The 19,608-nt window shown below is 43.8% G+C and carries 20 protein-coding genes and 1 tRNA gene; 13 read left to right on the top strand and 8 right to left on the bottom strand.

Features of this window, described 5'->3' with window-relative positions; genetic code table 11:
• Nucleotides 1-77 precede the first annotated feature (77 nt).
• Entirely contained in the window at nt 78-827 is a 750-nt protein-coding gene (aroD, locus tag A5868_RS09435; RefSeq protein WP_086303661.1) for a type I 3-dehydroquinate dehydratase, read from the top strand.
• Nucleotides 828-958: 131 nt separating this feature from the next.
• Here the strand turns inward: aroD and A5868_RS09430 are convergent, their stop codons facing one another.
• Nucleotides 959-1,996: a tagatose 1,6-diphosphate aldolase gene (locus A5868_RS09430; RefSeq protein WP_086303662.1), complete on the bottom strand. Its 1,038-nt coding sequence runs from the start codon at nt 1,994-1,996 to the stop codon at nt 959-961.
• Nucleotides 1,997-2,126: 130 nt separating this feature from the next.
• Here A5868_RS09430 and ybaK point away from each other — a divergent pair, with 130 nt between their 5' ends.
• Nucleotides 2,127-2,612 carry a Cys-tRNA(Pro) deacylase gene (gene ybaK, locus A5868_RS09425; RefSeq protein WP_086303663.1) on the top strand — a complete coding sequence of 162 codons (486 nt, stop codon included), beginning with the start codon at nt 2,127-2,129 and terminating at the stop codon, nt 2,610-2,612.
• On the opposite strand, the gene A5868_RS09420 is transcribed toward ybaK, so the two are convergent.
• The gene (locus tag A5868_RS09420; RefSeq protein ID WP_086303664.1) at nt 2,609-3,865 is read right to left on the bottom strand and encodes an NAD(P)/FAD-dependent oxidoreductase; all 1,257 of its coding nucleotides are present in this window, start codon (nt 3,863-3,865) and stop codon (nt 2,609-2,611) included. The two genes, ybaK and A5868_RS09420, sit on opposite strands and share 4 nt — an antisense overlap.
• A gap of 151 nt (nt 3,866-4,016) precedes the next feature.
• Between A5868_RS09420 and gdhA the strand changes: the two genes are divergently transcribed.
• The 3 genes from gdhA (at nt 4,017) to A5868_RS09405 (ending at nt 7,503) form a co-directional block, all read left to right on the top strand.
• Nucleotides 4,017-5,360 (top strand): NADP-specific glutamate dehydrogenase, encoded by a 1,344-nt coding sequence (gene gdhA / locus A5868_RS09415; protein WP_086303665.1) that lies wholly within the window; start codon nt 4,017-4,019, stop codon nt 5,358-5,360.
• A gap of 84 nt (nt 5,361-5,444) precedes the next feature.
• Entirely contained in the window at nt 5,445-6,791 is a 1,347-nt protein-coding gene (locus A5868_RS09410; RefSeq protein WP_010780539.1) for a glucose-6-phosphate isomerase, read from the top strand.
• Between the two features lie 493 nt (nt 6,792-7,284).
• Entirely contained in the window at nt 7,285-7,503 is a 219-nt protein-coding gene (locus A5868_RS09405; RefSeq protein WP_086303666.1) for a hypothetical protein, read from the top strand.
• A gap of 129 nt (nt 7,504-7,632) precedes the next feature.
• On the opposite strand, the gene A5868_RS09400 is transcribed toward A5868_RS09405, so the two are convergent.
• The 4 genes from A5868_RS09400 to A5868_RS09385 all read right to left on the bottom strand — a co-directional run bounded on the left by A5868_RS09400 (nt 7,633) and on the right by A5868_RS09385 (nt 11,439).
• Complete coding sequence (locus tag A5868_RS09400; RefSeq protein WP_086303667.1) at nt 7,633-9,201, bottom strand: glycerophosphodiester phosphodiesterase family protein; 1,569 nt, start codon at nt 9,199-9,201, stop codon at nt 7,633-7,635.
• 230 nt (nt 9,202-9,431) lie between these two features.
• On the bottom strand, nt 9,432-10,028 hold the full coding sequence (locus A5868_RS09395; RefSeq protein ID WP_010780542.1) for a TVP38/TMEM64 family protein: 597 nt from the start codon (nt 10,026-10,028) through the stop codon (nt 9,432-9,434).
• 180 nt (nt 10,029-10,208) lie between these two features.
• Nucleotides 10,209-10,658: a threonine/serine exporter family protein gene (locus tag A5868_RS09390; protein ID WP_010780543.1), complete on the bottom strand. Its 450-nt coding sequence runs from the start codon at nt 10,656-10,658 to the stop codon at nt 10,209-10,211.
• Between the two features lie 28 nt (nt 10,659-10,686).
• A complete protein-coding gene (locus A5868_RS09385; RefSeq protein ID WP_010780544.1) occupies nt 10,687-11,439 on the bottom strand; it encodes a threonine/serine exporter family protein in 753 nt (250 codons plus the stop codon).
• Nucleotides 11,440-11,682: 243 nt separating this feature from the next.
• Between A5868_RS09385 and A5868_RS09380 the strand changes: the two genes are divergently transcribed.
• Nucleotides 11,683-12,255, top strand: coding sequence for a TetR/AcrR family transcriptional regulator (locus A5868_RS09380; RefSeq protein WP_010780545.1), 573 nt, complete (start codon nt 11,683-11,685; stop codon nt 12,253-12,255).
• Nucleotides 12,256-12,296: 41 nt separating this feature from the next.
• Nucleotides 12,297-12,384 (top strand) — tRNA-Ser (locus A5868_RS09375).
• A gap of 65 nt (nt 12,385-12,449) precedes the next feature.
• Here A5868_RS09375 and A5868_RS09370 read toward each other — a convergent pair.
• Nucleotides 12,450-13,445, bottom strand: a complete 996-nt coding sequence (locus A5868_RS09370) for a homing endonuclease associated repeat-containing protein (RefSeq protein WP_086303668.1) — start codon at nt 13,443-13,445, stop codon at nt 12,450-12,452.
• Between the two features lie 253 nt (nt 13,446-13,698).
• Between A5868_RS09370 and A5868_RS09365 the strand changes: the two genes are divergently transcribed.
• From A5868_RS09365 to A5868_RS09345, 5 genes are all read left to right on the top strand, one after another.
• Nucleotides 13,699-13,926, top strand: a complete 228-nt coding sequence (locus A5868_RS09365; protein WP_010780568.1) for a hypothetical protein — start codon at nt 13,699-13,701, stop codon at nt 13,924-13,926.
• Nucleotides 13,927-14,164: 238 nt separating this feature from the next.
• A complete protein-coding gene (locus tag A5868_RS09360; RefSeq protein ID WP_086303669.1) occupies nt 14,165-14,545 on the top strand; it encodes a hypothetical protein in 381 nt (126 codons plus the stop codon).
• Nucleotides 14,546-14,594: 49 nt separating this feature from the next.
• Nucleotides 14,595-15,320 carry a DUF2922 family protein gene (locus A5868_RS09355; protein WP_086303670.1) on the top strand — a complete coding sequence of 242 codons (726 nt, stop codon included), beginning with the start codon at nt 14,595-14,597 and terminating at the stop codon, nt 15,318-15,320.
• A gap of 174 nt (nt 15,321-15,494) precedes the next feature.
• A complete protein-coding gene (locus A5868_RS09350; RefSeq protein ID WP_086303671.1) occupies nt 15,495-16,277 on the top strand; it encodes a DUF4357 domain-containing protein in 783 nt (260 codons plus the stop codon).
• Between the two features lie 102 nt (nt 16,278-16,379).
• Nucleotides 16,380-16,880 (top strand): flavodoxin family protein, encoded by a 501-nt coding sequence (locus A5868_RS09345; RefSeq protein WP_086303672.1) that lies wholly within the window; start codon nt 16,380-16,382, stop codon nt 16,878-16,880.
• A gap of 40 nt (nt 16,881-16,920) precedes the next feature.
• Here the strand turns inward: A5868_RS09345 and A5868_RS09340 are convergent, their stop codons facing one another.
• The gene (locus A5868_RS09340) at nt 16,921-17,727 is read right to left on the bottom strand and encodes a Cof-type HAD-IIB family hydrolase (RefSeq protein WP_086303673.1); all 807 of its coding nucleotides are present in this window, start codon (nt 17,725-17,727) and stop codon (nt 16,921-16,923) included.
• A gap of 268 nt (nt 17,728-17,995) precedes the next feature.
• Between A5868_RS09340 and A5868_RS09335 the strand changes: the two genes are divergently transcribed.
• Nucleotides 17,996-19,198: a multidrug efflux MFS transporter gene (locus A5868_RS09335; protein ID WP_086303674.1), complete on the top strand. Its 1,203-nt coding sequence runs from the start codon at nt 17,996-17,998 to the stop codon at nt 19,196-19,198.
• Nucleotides 19,199-19,608 lie beyond the last annotated feature (410 nt).

The raw sequence follows: 19,608 nt of genomic DNA, 5'->3' as shown, positions 1-19,608 counted from the left end.
AGAAAAAAATGTCATAAAGAAGAAACTGACAAAGGGACTTTACGAATAAAAAAATTGGAAAGCGGGATGGGATGCTTATGATGGATATTCAAGTAAGAGAGGTGCGCTTTGATGCAGGAAAACCTAAAATCTGCGTGCCGATTGTTGGAAAGACTTTCGAGGAAATCATCGAACAAGCGAATGAAGCGAAGAAGATCGCTGAAGTGATCGAATGGCGCGCTGATTATTATGAAGACGTGTTGGACGACGACAAGCTGAACTCTACGCTGTTGGCTTTACGGGACGAGATCAGGAACATTCCCTTGATCTTCAATTTGAGAATGGCAGAATCTGGCGGAGAGATCGACATTACTCTCAATCAGTATCGCCATGTCAACGAGTTCGCGGTATCTTCACGCGCGATCGATTTAACGGATGTAGAAGTATCGATCATCGACCAATTGTCTACGACCTTCATTAAATGGATGCAGGCATTGGATGTGCGGGTCATCTTAAGTTATTACAATTTTGAAGAAACGCCAGAAGACGCAGTGATCCTGTTCCGTTTGAATTTGATGGAGCATTGGGGTGCGGACATCGCAAAAGTAGTGGTCCAACCGCAAAATGAAGCGGATGTTCTACGTCAGATGGAGATCGTCATGAAGGCCCAGACCTTCGTTTCACTGCCAGTGGTATCGGTCTCGTTGGGACGATTGGGCAAGTTTTCGCAGGTCAGCGGATCATTAGACGGGTCTTGCATGACTTACGGCTGTTTAGAAAACCATCCTTCTCCTGATGCACAGATCGAGGTAGAGAAATTGGCTTTGATGATCGACGTACTGAGATAATGTTTACTCATTGAACAAAATCAAAAAGAAAGCGGATCGCTGCGAAACTATCGATTTGGATAGTCAACGAGCGATTCGCTTTCTTTTTGTAAAGAATTTCCTGAAAAAACTTTACACTTGCTACTTCGTGGTTACTTCATGACATCAATGTCAAAAACCTCAATTTTGTCTAGACCACCGTAAATTTCATACCAAGGCTTAGCATATTTGCTTAAGATATCATTTAATTCATTGATATTTTCACGGCCTTGCGTATCCAGCCAATCGATCAAAGCATCTTTGCCGCCATCAGCATATACTTGAACACCGTCGCGCCAAGTTGCACGACCTCCGAGGATGCCGCAGTAATTTGCGCCATGCTCGCCAGCGAAAGTCAGTTCTTCACGGAAAACGTCCGCAGGCACACCCGCGCTTAAATAGATAAAAGGTCGTGTCGCTGCTTCTCCCGCTTCTTTGAAGTAGGCGGCCGCCTCTTCTTGTGTGTAAACGACAGGATCATTGTCTTTATTAAAGCCTTCGACATACTTGAAGAGAACGGGAACTTCTACTTTTAAGACATCGATATGGTATTTATCCTTCGTGAATTCTTTAATGGTGTCGATCACCTTTTGTGGTTTGATCTCTGCGAATTCAGGGGAGTGATCGTCAGTGATTTTCGTATCGTAGACGATCGGTTCAACGAATACAGGAATGTCTGCCGCAAGGGCTTCTGTCCCTAAACGTTCTAAGAAAGCGTGCTTGATGTCCAAAATTTCTTTTGGTTCGTCTGGATCATAATAGACGAGAACCTTCGCTGCATCCGCGCCTTTTTCTAATAAGCGATCCAACGATTCGTTTGGCAACAATTCTGGGAGACGACCGGGGGTATTGGCATCGTAGCCGGTTTTTTCATAAGACAGAATCAATCCGCAGCTTGGGTCTTTTGCTTGGATGCCCTTGAAGCCATATTGTTCGTCTAGCAGGATCGCGCTAACGTGTTTCGTCAATTCTTGCGAGACGAGCTCTTTGAATTCGTAAACTTGATCCATTGAGAACTTGTCTTCACCGACAGCCGTTTGCATCATCTTTTTCATAGAGCCTCGTTGATCGATCGCTAAGGCCGCAATGACACCTTGATCATTTGACAATTGTTGCATCTTCTCAAACTTTCCTCTTGAAATTCTTTTCATGATGACTACATCCTTTCTCGTACAAATTCAGTGTAGAACTTTTAAGAAAAAAGACCAAACAAAACGACCGATTTGTCTCATTTTCGCTTTTTTGCTAGACTTTAGAAAACAAATGAAGTGAGGGATTGATTTGGCTAAGAAGAAAATTCAAAAGACCAATGCGATTCGTTTAGTGGAGCAAAAGAAAATTGCTTATAAGGAACATGAATACGCATGGAGCGAGGATGACTTAGGGGCAGGGCATGTCTCTGAACAGGTCGCGATCGCTCCTGCGCGCATCTTTAAAACACTGGTGGCTGTTGGAAACAAAACAGGTCCTGTCGTGGCGGTCATTCCCAGCGATCATGAATTGGACTTGAAAAAAATTGCGAAGGCCAGCGGCAACAAAAAAGTAGAGATGCTTCATCTGAGGGATCTGGAGGCAACGACAGGGTACATTCGCGGCGGCTGTTCACCGATCGGGATGAAGAAGCTGTTTCCAACTTTTGTGGACGCTTCAGCGGAAAATTTTGAGGCGATCGCCATCTCTGCGGGGCGCAGAGGGCTGCAAATGGAAATTGCCCCCGACGCCATCGTGGAGCTGACGCGAGGACAATTTACTGAACTGACACATTAACCAAATGCGTGATAGGCAGCATTTGTACCTGCCACATAGCCGGTACAAAAAGCCGTCGTAATGTTATACCCGCCTGTATACCCATTGACATCTAGCACTTCCCCGGCAAAATACAGACCGGGGATTTTTTTGCTGGCTAATTCCTTTGGATTGACCTCTTTTAGCTCAACGCCACCGCCGGTCACGAAGGATTTTTCCAAGCCGAACGTCTTGTTGGCGGTCATCGTCCAGTTCTTACAATAAGAAACAAAGGTCTCTATATCCTCTTTTGATGTTTGCGCATACGTTTGTTCGCTGATCCCGACCTGTTCTAAGAAGAAGAGCAGCAAGCGCTCTGGTAAAAAGCCGGATAAGGCATTTTTTAAGTGTTTCGTAGAGGATACGGCGCGTTCGCGAATGTCCGCCATTAAGTCAGAGGCAGAGGTTTCAGGGAAACAATCAAGTGTTAAGGCTGCTGTTTCTTGTGTGCGCAATAATTGGTTCACAAAGCTGGAGCAGCGTAGAGCGGCGGGGCCTGAGACACCGAAATGCGTAAAGAGCAGATCCATCTCATGGCTGGTCACGCGCTTGTTTTTAGCGTCGAGCACAGAGAGCCGAACGTCTTGCAGTGAAAGACCTTGCAGCGTTTTTTCTTCGACGAAAGTATCCGTCAGAAAGATCGGAGACTCAGTCGGGTATAGCGGCGTGACATGATGCCCGACACTCTTAGCAAAGCGATAGCCGTCGCCTTGTGAGCCGGTGGAAGGATATGTGATGCCTCCCGTCGTAATGATCACGCTTTTAGCGGAGTAATCGCCTTCTGAAGTACGGACACCCTGAATGGCAGCACCGTCACTGATGATTTTTTCAACGGGTTCTTTAAAGTGCAGGGAGACGTTTAATGTTTCCAGCTCTTCTTTTAATGTATTGACGATGGTGGCAGATTTGTCCGAGACAGGGAAGATACGCCCGTGATCCTCTTCTTTCAAAGCGACCCCGCGTTCACTGAAGAAACGCATGACGTCTTGGTTGTCGAATTGCGAAAACGTACTATATAAAAAGCGCCCGTTACCGGGAATATGGACGATCAAATCATCCACGGATCGATTATTGGTCACGTTGCAGCGTCCGCCGCCCGTCATCAATAATTTTTTTCCAAGTCGTTTATTCTTCTCAAAAAGAGCCACCTGAGCCCCATTCATTGCGGCAGTGATTGCGGCCATCATCCCAGAAGGGCCGCCGCCGATCACGATGACATCGAATTTTTTACTCATTTAGTTATCCTCATTTATCTGTAAATTTATAGTTTCTATCTTACTTTAAATCCGAACGATTGACATTCAACTTGCAGTGTATCATGAATTTCTTTCCACTTTTATTAAAAAATGATGTAAACTATGAGTATTAACTGTGAGGAGGAATTTGATGGAAGTAAAAGAATATGTTGAACAGGTTCAGAAAAACTTAGAGGCAAAAGATCCGAATCAGGAAGAATTTTTACAAGCGGTGGAAGAATTTTTACCAACGGTGATCCCGTTTCTTGAAGAGCATCCAGAATATGTAGAGAAAAATATTTTAGGCATGATACTGGAGCCGGAACGTATGGTCCAATTTCGTGTGCCTTGGCAAGACGATGAAGGAAATTGGCAAGTCAATCGCGGCTACCGTGTCCAATTTAACTCAGCGATCGGCCCATATAAGGGTGGTCTGCGTTTCCACCCAAGCGTAAACTTAAGTATTTTAAAATTCTTAGGTTTTGAACAAATCTTTAAAAATAGTTTGACTGGCTTGCCGATCGGCGGCGGTAAAGGCGGATCGGATTTTGATCCAAAAGGAAAATCTGATTCAGAAGTGATGCGCTATTGTCAAAGCTTCATGACGGAATTGTCGAAGCATATCGGACCAAATCTGGACGTACCAGCAGGGGACATCGGTGTCGGCGGACGCGAGATCGGTTATTTGTTCGGTCAATACAAGCGTCTGCGTGAATACGACATGGGCGTGCTGACGGGTAAACCTTTAGGCTTTAATGGCAGCCTTGGACGGACGGAAGCGACAGGCTACGGGGCCGTTTACTTTGTGAAGCATCTATTGGAAGACCGCAACGATTCTTTCGAGGGCAAAAAGGTCCTTGTTTCAGGAAGCGGGAACGTGGCGATCTATGCGATTGAAAAGGCACAGGAATTAGGTGCAACGGCGATCACGTGTTCAGACTCGAATGGCTATATCTATGATAAAGACGGCATTGACGTGGCCTTATTGAAAGACATCAAGGAAGTGCGTCGTGAGCGTTTGACTGAATATGCAAAAGAGCGTCCAAATGCGGAATACCATGAAGGTTCTGTTTGGGCATTTGAAACAGAAGCAGACATCGCGCTGCCATGTGCGACACAAAATGAGATCGATGATGAAAAAGCGGAGATCTTAGTGAAAAATGGTGTGAAAGTGGTCGCTGAAGGCGCGAATATGCCTAGTACGAACGGTGCAGTGAAATTGTATCATGAAAATGGCGTGCTTTACGGACCAGGAAAAGCAGCGAATGCTGGGGGCGTAGCAGTATCTGCTCTAGAAATGAGCCAAAACTCGCAACGTTTGGCTTGGACCAAAGATGAGGTCGACGGAAAATTAGACGACATCATGAAAAATATTTATGAAACGTGCCGCGATACCGCAGCAAAATATGCTGATAAAGATAATTTTGCAGCGGGGGCAAATATAGCTGGTTTTGAGAAAGTCGCTGCTGCGATGTTGGCGCAAGGAACTGTCTAATATTTAATGGTTTACGCTTGAAAAATAGTCAAAAGAAACGTAAAGTATAGATTGTTATGAACTGACTTTCAAGGAGGAAAAACAATGGCACACATACATTTCGATTATTCGAAAGTAGCACCATTCGTGAGCGAACATGAAATGGACTACATCAAATCTGAAGTAGCTCTAGCTCACAAAGAATTACGCGAAGGAACTGGCGCAGGAAATGATTTCCTAGGCTGGATCGACCTTCCAGTAAACTATGACAAAGATGAATTTGCTCGTATCAAAAAAGCAGCTGAAAAAATTCAATCTGATTCTGAAGTATTAGTCGTAATCGGAATCGGTGGTTCATACCTTGGAGCTCGTGCAGCAATCGAATTCTTACACCAAACGTTCTTCAACGTGTTAGACAAAGAAGATCGCAAAGCACCACAAGTATTCTTTGCAGGAAACTCAATCAGCTCAACATATATCGCTGACTTGATCGAAGTGATCGGCGACCGTGATTTCTCAGTTAATGTGATTTCTAAATCAGGAACGACGACTGAGCCAGCAATCGCATTCCGTGTCTTCAAAGAATTATTGATCAAAAAATACGGTGAAGAAGAAGCAAACAAACGTATTTATGCGACAACAGATAAAGCCCGCGGCGCAGTTAAAGTTGAAGCAGACGCAGCAGGTTGGGAAAGCTTTGTCATTCCTGATGATGTTGGCGGACGTTTCTCTGTATTAACAGCAGTGGGTCTATTACCAATCGCAGCCAGCGGCGCAGACATCGACGCCTTGATGAAGGGTGCAGCGGATGCTCGCGAAGCTTACTCAAGCGAAAACTTAGATGAAAACGAAGCGTATCAATATGCCGCTCTTCGTAATATTCTATACCGTAAAGGGAAAGTGACTGAAATCTTGGTCAACTACGAACCAGGTATGCAATATTTCAACGAATGGTGGAAACAATTATACGGCGAATCAGAAGGAAAAGACTTGAAGGGGATCTACCCATCAAGTGCCAACTTCTCAACAGACTTGCATTCATTTGGACAATACATCCAAGAAGGCCGCCGCAACATCTTTGAAACGATCGTGAAAGTGGAAAACCCTCGTAAATCAGTGGCGATCCCTTCACAAGAATCTGACTTAGATGGCTTAGGCTACTTAGAAGGCAAAGACGTTGACTTCGTAAACTCTAAAGCGTACCAAGGAACGTTATTAGCACATACAGATGGCGGTGTTCCGAACTTCGTATTGAACATCCCTACAATGGATGCTTACACTCTAGGCTACGCAATGTACTTCTTCGAAATCGCAGTGGGTATCTCTGGCTACTTGCTAGGTGTGAACCCATTCAACCAACCAGGCGTGGAAGCATACAAGAAAAACATGTTTGCTTTGCTTGGCAAACCAGGATTTGAAGAGTTAGCAAAAGAATTGAACGATCGTCTGTAATCCATTAAGGAAGAGACGCACGTTAAATGAAACTAAAAAGCACCGCCGCTATCGGGATACGTCCGGACAGCGGCGGTGTTTTTGCGCAGCTCAATAATAATTAGAACAGTTCCTCACAAAGAAAGGACTGCTTTTTTTCCAGAAATTAAAATTTTAGCAAAAGAAATGGTTTTATATTTGTCGCAAATCAAGAGGGATCTGGGTGGGAAAAGAGGCGCTTTTGATTGGTATACTAAAAATAATGTGCGACTAATCAAAAATAATGATTAAAAGCATAAGTATCGCACAATGAAATCGTTTTTAAACAAATAAAGATAAATAGAAAATGAACGTAAGATTAAAAATAACCACAGTTGTTTAAGTTGATGTTTTACGAATTTTCTAACTATTGTGACATCTCCCTTGATACAAAAGCAAAAAAAGTAATAAAAAACGTTTTCAATTTTTTCTCATTGTGTTATTATAAAAACGTAGAATTAAAGGGGGATTTATTATGGAAACTATTGAAATTGGTCTTACTTATCAATGCCGAGCGATCGGAATAGAGAAAGAAGTTATAGGCGCGGTCGAACAACTCTACAATAATACCGTTTTGATCAATGTCGTGACATGTGATGCAGCAGATCGCGCGACAGTCATCGAACTACAAAATCGCTTATTAGTGAAATACGAAGATATCTTAAGCTGTATCGAGATCGAATGTACAGCATAATCGTTTGCAAATATGTGAAAGAATTATTTTGACAGGAAGGAGACCCGAATCATTTTTTGATTGGGGTCTTTTTTTGAAACAAAAAAACTGTGAAGAGACTTTCAGGAAGGCTCTTCACAGTCGATTTGCTTAATTGAATTGTAGAATACTGGCAGTTTTTCCTTTTATATCGTCTCCGTAGTGGGACAAAAGGCGAAGGTCATCTGTCAGAAGCCCATTGACGTGCAGGTATGGGTAAACAGATGCTTGTTGCTTGGAATGGATCGACCAGACATATACTTGTTTCTTTTGGTGCTGCAAATTCCGAATGAGCTCACCATTCGCAGTCCGTGCTTCGATGTTCACGAAATCCAAGTTGTTCTTTGGTGCGCCTAAGAGATCAAAGGGTAAGATGTAGCCGACCTTCCAAGTAGGGAATCGTTCCTTTAGCTGGTTGGCGATGTCTAGATCCATACTTTGCAATTGATGATCCGCGAGCTGCTCTTTTAAAGGCAGCAGTTGTTGAAGGATCGTCGCCTTCGTTTTATCGGTGACCTTCAACTCGATCAGAAGTTTCTGGTTGATCTCGTTTGCCGCCGCCAGATAGTCGGAAAATAGCGGGATGTCGCTTGTATACCCGTTCTCTTCTAAAGTGAGCTCCTTTAGTTCTGCCCAAGTCGCCTCGTCGACACGAAGCTTCTTATGGGCGAGAGCCTGCAGGTCCTCATCGTGCATCACGACCAATTGGTGATCTGCGGTTTCCTGTACGTCCATTTCAACAAGATCAGGATGGTACTGGCTGCTCGTCTTTTGCAGCGCGGCGATGGAATTTTGGACACCGTTTCGTCCTGAGACGCCCCGATGAGAAATCGACATGGGCGTATTCGGGCGTTGCGTCGTGAAGGATTGCATGTATTGCAGCGTATAAAGACCGAGACAAGCAAAGACTGTCAAACTCAACCAGACGATGGAGGCCTTGTTCGGGGCTTCCTTTTCCACGACATTCTTGTCGGAGGCCGCTAAATAAAGGAAAAAGAGCGCCCAAAGGGAATTTTGGACCACGCGATAAAGCAGCAGCAGGCACATCGCACCGCTTTGACTGACTAATAGACGCGTCAGACCAATAAAACCGAGCTTAACGAGCAGGCTCGTTGCTAAGAATGCGAACGGGATCAGGAAAAAAATGAGCAACTGTTTGACTGGTCGCTTTTTCGTTTTTTCCCGACTGAGCTGAATACTTTCCTTGAGCGTCAGTCCCCGTTTCAAATATCGTGGCACCAAGATCACCCGATAAAGACCATAGAGCAGCAGCACGTATAAAAGCAGCAGCACAGGTAAAATTTTCCAGCGATACAGGAACAGAAAAGAAAGGACATCTGCTGGAAGCGGCCGCCACACTAGCAGCAACTGATAAAAACGAAAGAAAAAGAGGGGTGACAGCACGAGCCAAAACAGAAAGCTGACAAATGCCCCCTTCAGAGAAAAATTCTGAAATAGTTTTTCATTGGATTGCAGTTGACTGAAAAAGTTTCCATAAAGGAAAACCAAGGCTAAAAAAAGCACGAAATAAAATGGGTGATAAAGCGAATTCAATAGGCTTTGCCTAAAAAATAAAAAGAGACTCTCCGATAAAAAAGGGAGACCAAAGGCAAGCAGTAAAAAATTATAAATAGAGAACGTACTAAAAAAATGCGTGATCCGTCGACGTAAATAAGTCATAGTTCCTCCTGTGGTTCGATAAGCAAATATGCGATATAAAATAAAATCCTGTAAAAGTGATTGTTTGCGAATTTTTTATGGTTGGGTTTTCCCAACAGCTAAAGAAAGTATCCCTTATTATTATCGAACTTTCAAATGAAAAATGTGTGAATTTTTCTGCTGGAAAAGTCAGAATTTCCAACTATGCCTAAAGAAGGAGGGATTTTCGCAAAAAAAAAAGCCCACTAAAATTAGTGGACGAGTAGGTGAGAGAGTAACGTGCCGCCTTGCAGCAAAGCCAAGCTGTATAAAAAGATGGAGGCAGGTTTTGCTAAAAAGATGATCGCACTGTATTTTTTAAAGGACATATTCGTTAAACTAGCCATCAAACAGAGGGCATCGTCTGGTGCGACTGGCAAGAAAATCGCGAGTGCGAACCATTTGTCGAAGCGCGGATCATCCAGCCAATGCTGGTATTTCTGGTAGATCTTGTCGCTGACAAGATGCATGATCAGAGGCTTGCCGTAATGTCTGCCCATTAAGAATAAAATCAAGGAACCGATCACGATTCCGATGTAGTTGTAAGCAAATCCCCAATAAGGGCCGAAGATCAAGACGCCAGCCGCAAGACTGATGCCCCCCGGAATGATCGGGATCACCACTTGGATGATTTGGATCAATACGAAGATGAGCGGTCCGGCAATTGGTGACAGCCCGACAAGTTGTCGCAGTGAATTCATATCGTTGAATACGCCTAAGCGATAAAAATAGACAGATAAACTGATCGTTATAGCAATTCCCATTATCGAAATAAGGTTTAATAGTCTCCTGGATTGAACGACACTCATTTAATTCATCCCCTTTGTCTTTCTAAAATGAAGTATAAAGGATAAATTCACAAAATGCATACGTCTGAGGTTGTAATTTGTAAATTTCCTGTGAAACTTAAAATTTACTTAGAAATTAGCTGAGAACGCTTGCATTCTTTTATGAATAAAAAGCAGGAAATAGACTCCTGCTCCTTCGAGTTACTTTGTTCTAAAGTTCGAGCGTGTCCGTTTTAGCGCCCGTTCGATCAGGTTCGTGAACATGAAGCCGATGGCGATCGCTCCCGAAGTAACCAAAACAGTCACGACTTTCTCCATGGATTCAGTGAACTCCTGATTCATCATATGACGAACGGCCATATAGGCGGGGCCCCCCGGAACCAACGGAACCAAACTCGGAACGTTAAAAACGATCACCGGCATGTGCATCATACGAGAGAAAAAAATACTAATAAGACCGATCATCAAGGCGCCTAAAAAATTCGAGATCCCAATATTTTGATGAAAATACGTTTGCAAGATCCAAAAAGTCATCCAACCAGCTGCACCAGTCAGGCCGCAAGCTAAAAAAGCACGGCGCGGAATATTTGTGATAACGCTGAAGGCGATCGTACTGAACATGCTAAAAAGAAAATTGATAAGAAAATTCATGAGAGACCTCCAAGTATAGTTCGTTCTATTAAAAAAAATTAAACGCGACGATGATACCGCCGCCGATCGCACCAGCAATGAACAAAGCTTCTGTCCCACGGGCAACGCCGCTGATCAAATGGCCCGCCATGATATCGCGAAAGGCGTTTGTGATAGCCAGTCCGGGCACGAGGGGCATGATGGACCCAATGATCAAACTGTTGACCTCAAGTGCAGCGGAAGAAGAGACCGCCAATAGGGATAAGCTGCCGATGACCAATGCGGCAACGAAATCATTTAAAAATTTCATATGCAGCTGATTGCCGAAAAACGTATGGACGGCAAAGCCAATCATTCCGATGACAAAGGTCGGAAGAAAATCAAACCAAGTCCCATTCAAAATGATCATAAGTGTGCTGCTGACGACACCAGCCGCAATGATTTTCCACAGGTATGGAAAATCCGGTGTAACTGAATCGACTTCCTCTAAATAAAGATAGAAGTCTGGCAAAGAAAGTTCCCCATCAGCGAATTGGCGCGAGCCCTGGTTGACCGCGGTCACTTTTTCTAGATTGATGGATTGCGGTGTGATTTGAACCACTTGGCTGTTTTGCTCCGAAGGGAATCCGACGATCAAGCCCGTCGCGGTCACATACGTTTGTATATCATCAAGACCTGCATTGAGAGCGATTCGTTTCATCGTGTCTTCCACTCGATAAACTTCTGAGCCGGATTCCATCATGATCTTCCCAGCTTTCAAGCAAGTATTTAAAACAAGTTGTGCGTAGTTTTGCTGTTCCATTCAGTTCCTCCCCTTTACTATTTCTATACTATAGTAGATAAAATAAATAAATTAGACAAGAAAAAGAATAATCACTGTCTCTTATACACATCTAGATGTGTATAAAAACGAAGGATAACACTTCATATTTGAAGAAATATCCACTAAATTTAGATAACATCTTGCATAAGGGTTGCAAAACTAATCAGTTTTTGATTAAAATAAAATGACGATAAAAATAATAACATTCTGGGAGGAATCAAAATGAGAAGAAAAGTTTACACAAAAGACCAGATTCTAAAGGCTGCCTATGAAGTTGTCGAAAATGAAGGTTTTTCTGGATTTACTGCACGTAACATCGCCAAAAAAATGGGAATCAGTACGCAACCGATCTATTTAGAATTTAAAAATATGAGTGATCTTAAGAACACATTGTTAGATGAGATCTGCAATCACCTATATTATGATATTTTCCCAGAAGTTCGTACAGGTGATACCATCATCGACTTAGGCTTGAATTATGTTTATTTTGCAAAAGAGCAAGGCAATTTGTACAATGCGCTGTACGTTCAAGAATACGGCGGAGGGAAGAAAATGCACGACTTTTCTTACAACTACTTCCATCAATTGATGCTTGAGCATCCTAAGTACAGCCAATTATCTGAAAAACGCATCAACGCATTGCATGTAGGAACGTGGATCTGTGTGACGGGGATCGCGACACTGATGTCTTCTGGCATCATTGAACCGACGCAAGATGAAATCGTTCATTTGATCAATCGTACGATCAACAATATCTTAGAAGAAGAAGACACTTCTGTATTAGATTCATTATAAAATCTTGACATTTAAACGAAAAAAGGTAAGATAAATGATGCGGAAGGTTGGCAGAGTGGTAATGCACCGGACTCGAAATCCGGCGAGCCGCAGTAATGTGGTGCACGGGTTCAAATCCCGTACCTTCCTTTTATCTTACCTGTAAGCGCGGCTTTTACCGCGCTTTTTTTGTGCGCTGTTTTCAATTTTTTGTATCAGCAAGTCTCGTCTTGCTGGAGAGACTCTGTGTATTCCTGCAGCAGAGGGGCAAAATATTTTTCTTCGGCGGCTTTGCGCGCTTCAGCGGCTTCTTCGAGTGTTTTGAAGGTTCCTAGATAATATCTTTTGCCTTGGCAATCGATCCTCGCTTCATAATGATTGGATTTTTTATTGATCGTGACACCGCGAACGCCTGTTTTACTGGATCTTGAGGGCTTGTTCGTGAGTCGGGAACGATTGTCTCGCTGAGGATTGTTCTTTTTTGCTTTGCTAGTGTCTTTTTTAGTCTTTTTCTTCGGAGCGGCTTCTGAAGGCGGCAACGTGTGCCCATGGGCTCTAAGAAACGCTCCATAGGTGTCGTAGGTAGTTCTGATAGCTTTATAGTGTTTGAATTCGTTGGGCTGCGGGATGCGCTTATGTTCCGCAATGAAGGCGTCCAGTCTCTTCGCTAATTTCTCCTCTAAGGGTTGCGTTTTCCGTCCGGGAGTATTGGGCGGGAATCCTTGGCTGTGAAGAAAGGCGTTATAGGAACCGAATTTTCGGACGATGGTCGTGTTCTGACCGAATTCTGTTGACGTTGGCGTACGTCCGTGTCTAGTAACGAAGACATTCAATTTGTCGATCAACGCCTCTTTAGAAGCGGGATGGTTTCTTGAATCGAGGTAAAGAGAGGCGTAGCCACAGCCTTTGATAAAGTTGATGTACGATCCATAGTATTTATACACGTGACTGGCGAAGCCGAATTCGACGGATTTAGGCGTGCGCTTATTTTTATTTACAAATTCGTGAAGTCGTTTCTCTAGTTCACTTTTTGTCGGATGTGCAATGATTCTCGTTTTGCCAAAGCCTTGGCTTTCGAGGAACGCTGTATACGAGCCAAAAAATTTATGTATGATGCCATAATGACCGAACTCCTTTACTTTTGGGACCCGACCATTTTCTGTTACAAAGCTAGTTAGTTTCTGTATCAAATACTCTCTTGTGATTGCCACGGATGTGTCCTTCTTTCTTTTTTATTTTAAAAACGTTATTTTATCGAATGCTGATCGACTGGCTTTTTGCTATAAGAAGACGATAGCACAAATAACCAGAGAAGACGTTGCCAACTTTTTTCTGATTTTTAATAGAAAAAAATAGTTCTTTTATTAGGTCGGCTAGTTGAAAGGAGCGCTGAATTCGCGAATCGGTACTTTTACGCGTCTTCTGCTATACTGAATAAAAGGTTTCTAAAAGGAGTGAAGGAAAATGGAAGAAACAGTATTCTTTAATTTGGGGAATGCTCTTGCTGCTAAACGGGACCCTAAAGAGCTGATGAAAGAGGCTCAGATCGTCAAAGACAACCGTGATCCCCTTGGGAAATTGGTGATCGTCGAAGGCGAGGGAAAGGAAGCCCTTATTTTGTTCGACTTAGCCGATCAAGAGGCGCCTTCTGAAAAGACCGAACCATTCAAAGTGAAAAAAATTATTGATTGATTTGACCTGTCCTCGTTGAAAAACGGGGGCTTTTTTTGTCGGAAATCACCCCTTTTTACAATTTTTTTCACCTAATTATTGTTATTGATTAAGACGATTAGGGTTGATGGGACAACAAATAGGGGAAAACTATTTTTATCTATTTTTTTTATTAAAAAAGTTGATAATGAAATATTTTAGGTTTTGATTTATCGTTGGGAGGTAGATATCTCGGACAGATAAGGAAGGAGGAAAAAGAATGGGTACACAAGAGTTGACGCGGCAAAAATTGTTTGCGCTTTCTCGAAAAACATTGGAGAAACGAATCCGCAGCTATTACTTTCAAACAAACGATGGCAAGGCCACCATCGAGATGCTGATCACGCTGCAGGTTCGCGAAGAATTGACGAAGACAGATTTTCATATGGTACTGCGGTCACTGGTTCAGCGTATTTTTCTCAAGACACGTTCAACCGCCGCCATGCGCCGCTATTATCTTTATTTTTCTGATTATTTTACTAAGCAAGATTGGCACTTATTAACGGTGAAATTATTTCCCGTATTATCCTATAGCGAAGAAGACGAAGGACTTTCAGGACAAACGGTTTATGCCGCTTTAGCAGGAGCAGCCGAATCATGACAAGAAAAAAGGGAAGGAGTGTGACACTTAAAGAGAGAGGAGAAAACAGATGCACGTAACAACAACATTAGATGCGACATTCGCGCGAGGCGATGGCAAAAACCATCATTTTCGCTTAAAGGATTTTGATACAAGCAAAACCGCGGAAGACGTGAAAGCGTCTTTGACGAAATTAACGAAATTGGACTTATTTGAAAAAGACGGTGTTCGTCTGTTCAAGGAAGTTTTAGGCGCGAAGGTGATTCTCAAAAAGGTGACACCGATTTTTGATTCAGGCGCAAAAACAAAAAGAAAACCAAAGGCAAAAGATCCGTTGACACAGTTGATGGAAGCAGCCGGTGTGACGTCACAGGAAATCGCACCAGAAACAAGACCGGCTTCTGTACCGGAGAAACGTGAGAGACAAGGAAAAGCATCGGCATCCGCTCCAACAGCGATCGCCAACAGTCGAATCCCAGAAGATCTGTCCATTGTCGAAGAGCGGCCAAAACCGGGCTGGCTGATCCAGAAGATATCACTTCCAGCAGGTGCCGATCCGCGGGAGCTCACGGAACAGCAGGCGTTTATGCTGATCCTGGCGTGCTTGCCGCCGCATGCCTCCTTAGAGGACGTAGATGTGGATGATACTACGAATCCCGTCAGACTCCTCGTAACCGCCAGAGTGGAGGAGCCGCAGGAAATCAGTATTTCTGCAAATAAGGACTCGCCAATAAAGAAGCCTAAGAAAAAACGAAAGCGGTTACTCGATCGCGTACGTCGACGAGAATACGCATAAAGATGGCCCACGCTCATGAAAAGTCCAACGTTGGCAGGAGCGGGGGAGCCGCAGAAAGTATTCTTGAGAGTAAAGCTTATTTAGGCTGGTTAGAAAGGCTTGATACAGGCAAATCATTCGACGCAGACCGCTTTTTTCTCTATGCTTAAAGAAAAAAGATTTGAGGGATCGTCGATGATTCAGCTAAATGTAGAAATAGAGCAACACGTGACTACTGTTCGCTTTGGTGAACGAGGGGTAATGAACATTTATCGTGACTTGAAAGAACTGCCGAAACCTGAAGAAACCGAACTGCTGCTGTATTTTAAAGGACGTGAACCGCAGGCGATCGACTACAGTCCAACGATCGATCCTGCGTCTCTAAAAAAAGCGGATAGTCTGGTGAAGATCTCGGTGCCGTGGGAAGTAGAAGGTCGTGACTTAGCCCAGCAGATGTTGGATGTGTGGCAGGAGAACGCGCTGAAAACGGCCGGGTTATTTGAGACGCAGAAAATTGCTTCTAATCATTTTCCAACAGTGTTAGAACAGCAAAAAGAGCTCTTTGCTATTCTGGCAGCCTTTGGCTATGAAAACCAAAAAATCAAAGCCAAACCTGCGAAGGCGCAGCATCGTTGGAATAAAAAGGTCAGTGAAATTTCTTTTTATGTGGATCACAAGGATTCAAAGGCTGAGGTGATTTGGCAAAAGCGCAATGAAATGCTGGTGAAGGCTGGTGCGAAGCTGACGCGGGAGATCCCTCTAAAAAAGGATGGCTCGATCGGATTTGACGGGCGTTTTGGGGAAAAGCTGAGGGCCGATCACGCAAAGCAATTCTCAGAGTTTACGACGACGGAAGATATCATTTTTAAAAGTGTGAATGAGACAGGACTCTTTCTTTACTTTGGCGGAACCAATGGGTGGCTGGTTCTGAAGGACAAAGATGGAAAGACGATCGACGAATACACAGTAGTGAATTAGTTCGAAAGGGGCGGCTTCTTTAAGAGGCTGCTCTTTTTTTGTAGTTGAAAAGGCCGCGCATTAAGGCGTACTATCGAAGAAAAGGGTAAAGGAGCGGTTCTTATGAAACTGGCAGTAATTTACTACAGCAAGACTGGGCAGACAAAGGAGATGGCGGAGACTATCGTAGCAGGAATGGAAAAGGCAGGCTGTGAAGGACGGCTCTTTTCAGTGGAGGAGCCTGTGGATGCCGCTTATTTGAAGGAATCCGCAGGCATTGTTTTTGGGTCCCCCACCTATATGGCGACGAGCCACTGGCGCATGACGCGTTGGCTGCTGGAGGAAAGCAAGGGGATTTCCTTTGCTGGCAAGCTTGGCGGAGGATTCGCGACTGCTCATTATGCGCAAGGGGGAAGCGACACTGCGATTCTTTCAATGCTTGGGATCTTGCTGGTAAAGGGGATGCTGGTGTATTCCAGCGGTTCAGCCTTCGGACAGCCCTTTATCCATCATGGACCGGTGGCGTTGGATGCCGTGGGGGATCATTATGAGGAATCGAAGGCGGTCTTTGAGGTCTTTGGGCAGCGCTTTGCTGAAAAGGCCATCGAATTATTCGAAAAATAAAAAACTATGGAAGAGAATCAAAGGATTCTTCCCATAGTTTTTATAAATCTAGGTATTTCGTCAAATAGTCTGCCATACCGTCTTCGGTATTCGGCTTTTCGGTAATGTCATTCGCAACAGATTTCAATTGATCAGTTCCGTTTGCCATCGATACGCCCCAGCCGGCAAATTTCAACATATCGACGTCATTGTGTTCATCGCCGAAAGCAATGATGTCTTTTTGATTCATGCCGAGAGTGTCGATCACACGCTTCAATCCGTGTGCTTTGTGAATGCCCTTAGCTACGACTTCCAAAATAGGATTTGGCCCGCCCCAAGTATTCACTTCTACCTCGTGTCCATACTGCTGCTTCAATTCTTCAGAAACGCTGCCGACATTTTCAGGCTGGCTTCGTAACAAAACAGAGGTTGGATTGGTCTGCAAGGTATTGACGGTCAACAAATTCTCGTTCGTAGCAAAGTCGCTGGCGAAGAAATGCTGATCAAAGAAGTTCAAGTCGTCAATAAAGAACGTGTCGCGATTTTCCGCGGCGATAAAGTCCAATTTTAAGTTTTTCTTTTCCGACATCAGATCAAACACGATGCTCCGATTGAAGGATGTTTCTTGCTCGCCGATCCATGATTTTTCTGGCAGGTGAACGAGAGCGCCGTTAAAGTTGATCATCGGCGTAGTAAGCTGCAATTCTTGATAAAAGTTTTTACTCATGCGATAAGGGCGTCCTGTGGCGATCACAACGGAGTGACCATCCTCAATCGCGCGGCGCAGAGTTTTGGCGGTTTTATCAGTAATTTTTGAATCTTGATTCAGTGTCGTTCCATCTAAATCAATCGCGATCAATTTTTTCATAAAATCCCCTACTTCGTATTAGTGTATTTATTCTTTCGCTGAAGAATAAGAATCGTTCTAAGCGTATATTTCATTCTGTAAAATGAAACAGAAAGCTTGTTTTCAATTTGTTTCAGTCTAGCACATCCATTAGAAAACGCAACCGGGGCGCTTAAAATTGATGAAAGTATTAACATTTTGTCCCGTTTGATGAGGGAAGAGAAAAGTTTTTTCTGTCTGATTCTGCTATAGTATAGAAATGAAAGAGGTAAGAAAGGGGATACAGAAGATGAAAATCAATTGGCGAAGAAATCTCTTGATTTCATGGATCGGTTGTTTTTTTACTGGTGCGAGCTTCAGTTTAGTTATGCCTTTTTTGCCAGTCTACATTGAAGAATTAGGAACACCCAAGTCGCAAGTAGATTTGTTTGCTGGACTAGCGATTTCAGTGACCGCGTTCTCTGCTGCGATCGTGGCACCTTTGTGGGGAAATTTGGCAGACCGCAAAGGCAGGCGGTTGATGATGGTCCGTGCCGCTGCTGGAATGACGATCACCATGGGCTCGTTAGCCTTCGTCTCAAATGTTTACTGGCTGTTGATCATGCGCTTCATGACTGGCGTATTGTCGGGGTATATGCCGAACGCGACGGCCTTGATCGCTTCACAGGCACCTAAGCAAAAGAGCGGCTGGGCGCTGGGGACATTGGCTACTGGCGGGGTCGCCGGGAATCTGATCGGTCCGTTGATCGGCGGTCTACTGGCACAATGGTTTGGATTGCGAAATGTCTTTATCATTACGGGGATCATTTTGCTGATTTGTACGATTTTGACAGTCACGATGGTCAAGGAAGACTTTCAACCAATCGAAAAAGCAGATGTTATCAGCATGAACGAATTGCGCAAACGAATCAACTACATGCCGATTTTGATCGGATTATTCATTAGTTCATTGATCTTGCAGGTGGGTGTCACCAGCATCAGCCCTATCTTGACGTTGTACATTTGTGACCTGAGCGGCAGCAGCAGTAATGCCCTTGTAATCAGCGGGATGATCGTTTCAGTAGCTGGCGTATCGGCGATCGCGTCCTCACCAACATTAGGAAAAATCGGCGACCGCATCGGAAATCACAAGGTATTATTGGCGGGTCTCGTCTTGTCGCTGGTCTGCTTCATTCCGATGGCCTTTGTTAAAACACCCTTCCAGCTCGGCGTATTGCGCTTTTTCTTAGGCTTCTCAACCGGTGCGCTGATGCCGTCGATCAATACGTTGATCAGCAAAATCAGTCCGCCAGAAGGCGTGAGTCGTATCTTCAGCTATAATCAAATGTTCAATAATTTCGGACAAGTCATCGGGCCGATGCTAGGTTCGACGGTGGCGCATTCTCTCGGCTATCCCGCCGTCTTCTTAGTAACGAGCGCCTGTGTATTGGGCAACATTATCTTAAGTACCTTCAACTTCCGAAAATTGCTGTTAACAAATACTAAAATTTAGCTTTTGACTAGTAATTTTACTGAGACTGTCCAATTTAGGGCAGTCTTTTTTTTGTAAAATATGGACAAAACCTGCTAATTTTTAGAGATGCATCCTAAGAGGGTGTGCGGGTGCTATACTTTAACTTGAGGACTATAAAAATTCTGGATGTATCAAAATGGGAGTGGGAAGCGATGAATAAAAAAAAGTGGTACCATCTTTTTTAGAAATCCGGCTACCAATGGATAGGCGGTGTAATTTTTCTGCTTTTTACGGATTTTCACTATAACCAATTGGTTTCGGCTGTTTGGTTCATAGTCGCAGGGATCAATTTGTATAGAGGTTTTCAGTGGTATCGAGTAGATCGTTAGGTTCTTTGTTCACATCGTTATAGGAATGATATCAGCGTCGCTTCATTCTAAACTGAAAAG

The sequence above is a fragment of the Enterococcus sp. 12F9_DIV0723 genome, assembly GCF_002174375.1.
In the GTDB taxonomy this organism is placed as follows: Bacteria; Bacillota; Bacilli; order Lactobacillales; family Enterococcaceae; genus Enterococcus_A; species Enterococcus_A gilvus.
This window is presented reverse-complemented; position numbering and strand designations above follow the sequence as displayed.

Coding starts and splice junctions, on each gene's coding strand:
- A5868_RS09360 (WP_086303669.1), top strand. CDS start 14,165: ATGGGTACACAAGAGTTGACGCGGCAAAAATTGTTTGCGCTTTCTCGA.
- A5868_RS09430 (WP_086303662.1), bottom strand. CDS start 1,996: ATGAAAAGAATTTCAAGAGGAAAGTTTGAGAAGATGCAACAATTGTCA.
- A5868_RS09420 (WP_086303664.1), bottom strand. CDS start 3,865: ATGAGTAAAAAATTCGATGTCATCGTGATCGGCGGCGGCCCTTCTGGG.
- A5868_RS09345 (WP_086303672.1), top strand. CDS start 16,380: ATGAAACTGGCAGTAATTTACTACAGCAAGACTGGGCAGACAAAGGAG.
- A5868_RS09405 (WP_086303666.1), top strand. CDS start 7,285: ATGGAAACTATTGAAATTGGTCTTACTTATCAATGCCGAGCGATCGGA.
- A5868_RS09355 (WP_086303670.1), top strand. CDS start 14,595: ATGCACGTAACAACAACATTAGATGCGACATTCGCGCGAGGCGATGGC.
- A5868_RS09350 (WP_086303671.1), top strand. CDS start 15,495: ATGATTCAGCTAAATGTAGAAATAGAGCAACACGTGACTACTGTTCGC.
- A5868_RS09395 (WP_010780542.1), bottom strand. CDS start 10,028: ATGAGTGTCGTTCAATCCAGGAGACTATTAAACCTTATTTCGATAATG.
- A5868_RS09385 (WP_010780544.1), bottom strand. CDS start 11,439: ATGGAACAGCAAAACTACGCACAACTTGTTTTAAATACTTGCTTGAAA.
- aroD (WP_086303661.1), top strand. CDS start 78: ATGATGGATATTCAAGTAAGAGAGGTGCGCTTTGATGCAGGAAAACCT.
- A5868_RS09400 (WP_086303667.1), bottom strand. CDS start 9,201: ATGACTTATTTACGTCGACGGATCACGCATTTTTTTAGTACGTTCTCT.
- A5868_RS09380 (WP_010780545.1), top strand. CDS start 11,683: ATGAGAAGAAAAGTTTACACAAAAGACCAGATTCTAAAGGCTGCCTAT.
- A5868_RS09335 (WP_086303674.1), top strand. CDS start 17,996: ATGAAAATCAATTGGCGAAGAAATCTCTTGATTTCATGGATCGGTTGT.
- A5868_RS09410 (WP_010780539.1), top strand. CDS start 5,445: ATGGCACACATACATTTCGATTATTCGAAAGTAGCACCATTCGTGAGC.
- A5868_RS09340 (WP_086303673.1), bottom strand. CDS start 17,727: ATGAAAAAATTGATCGCGATTGATTTAGATGGAACGACACTGAATCAA.
- A5868_RS09390 (WP_010780543.1), bottom strand. CDS start 10,658: ATGAATTTTCTTATCAATTTTCTTTTTAGCATGTTCAGTACGATCGCC.
- gdhA (WP_086303665.1), top strand. CDS start 4,017: ATGGAAGTAAAAGAATATGTTGAACAGGTTCAGAAAAACTTAGAGGCA.
- A5868_RS09365 (WP_010780568.1), top strand. CDS start 13,699: ATGGAAGAAACAGTATTCTTTAATTTGGGGAATGCTCTTGCTGCTAAA.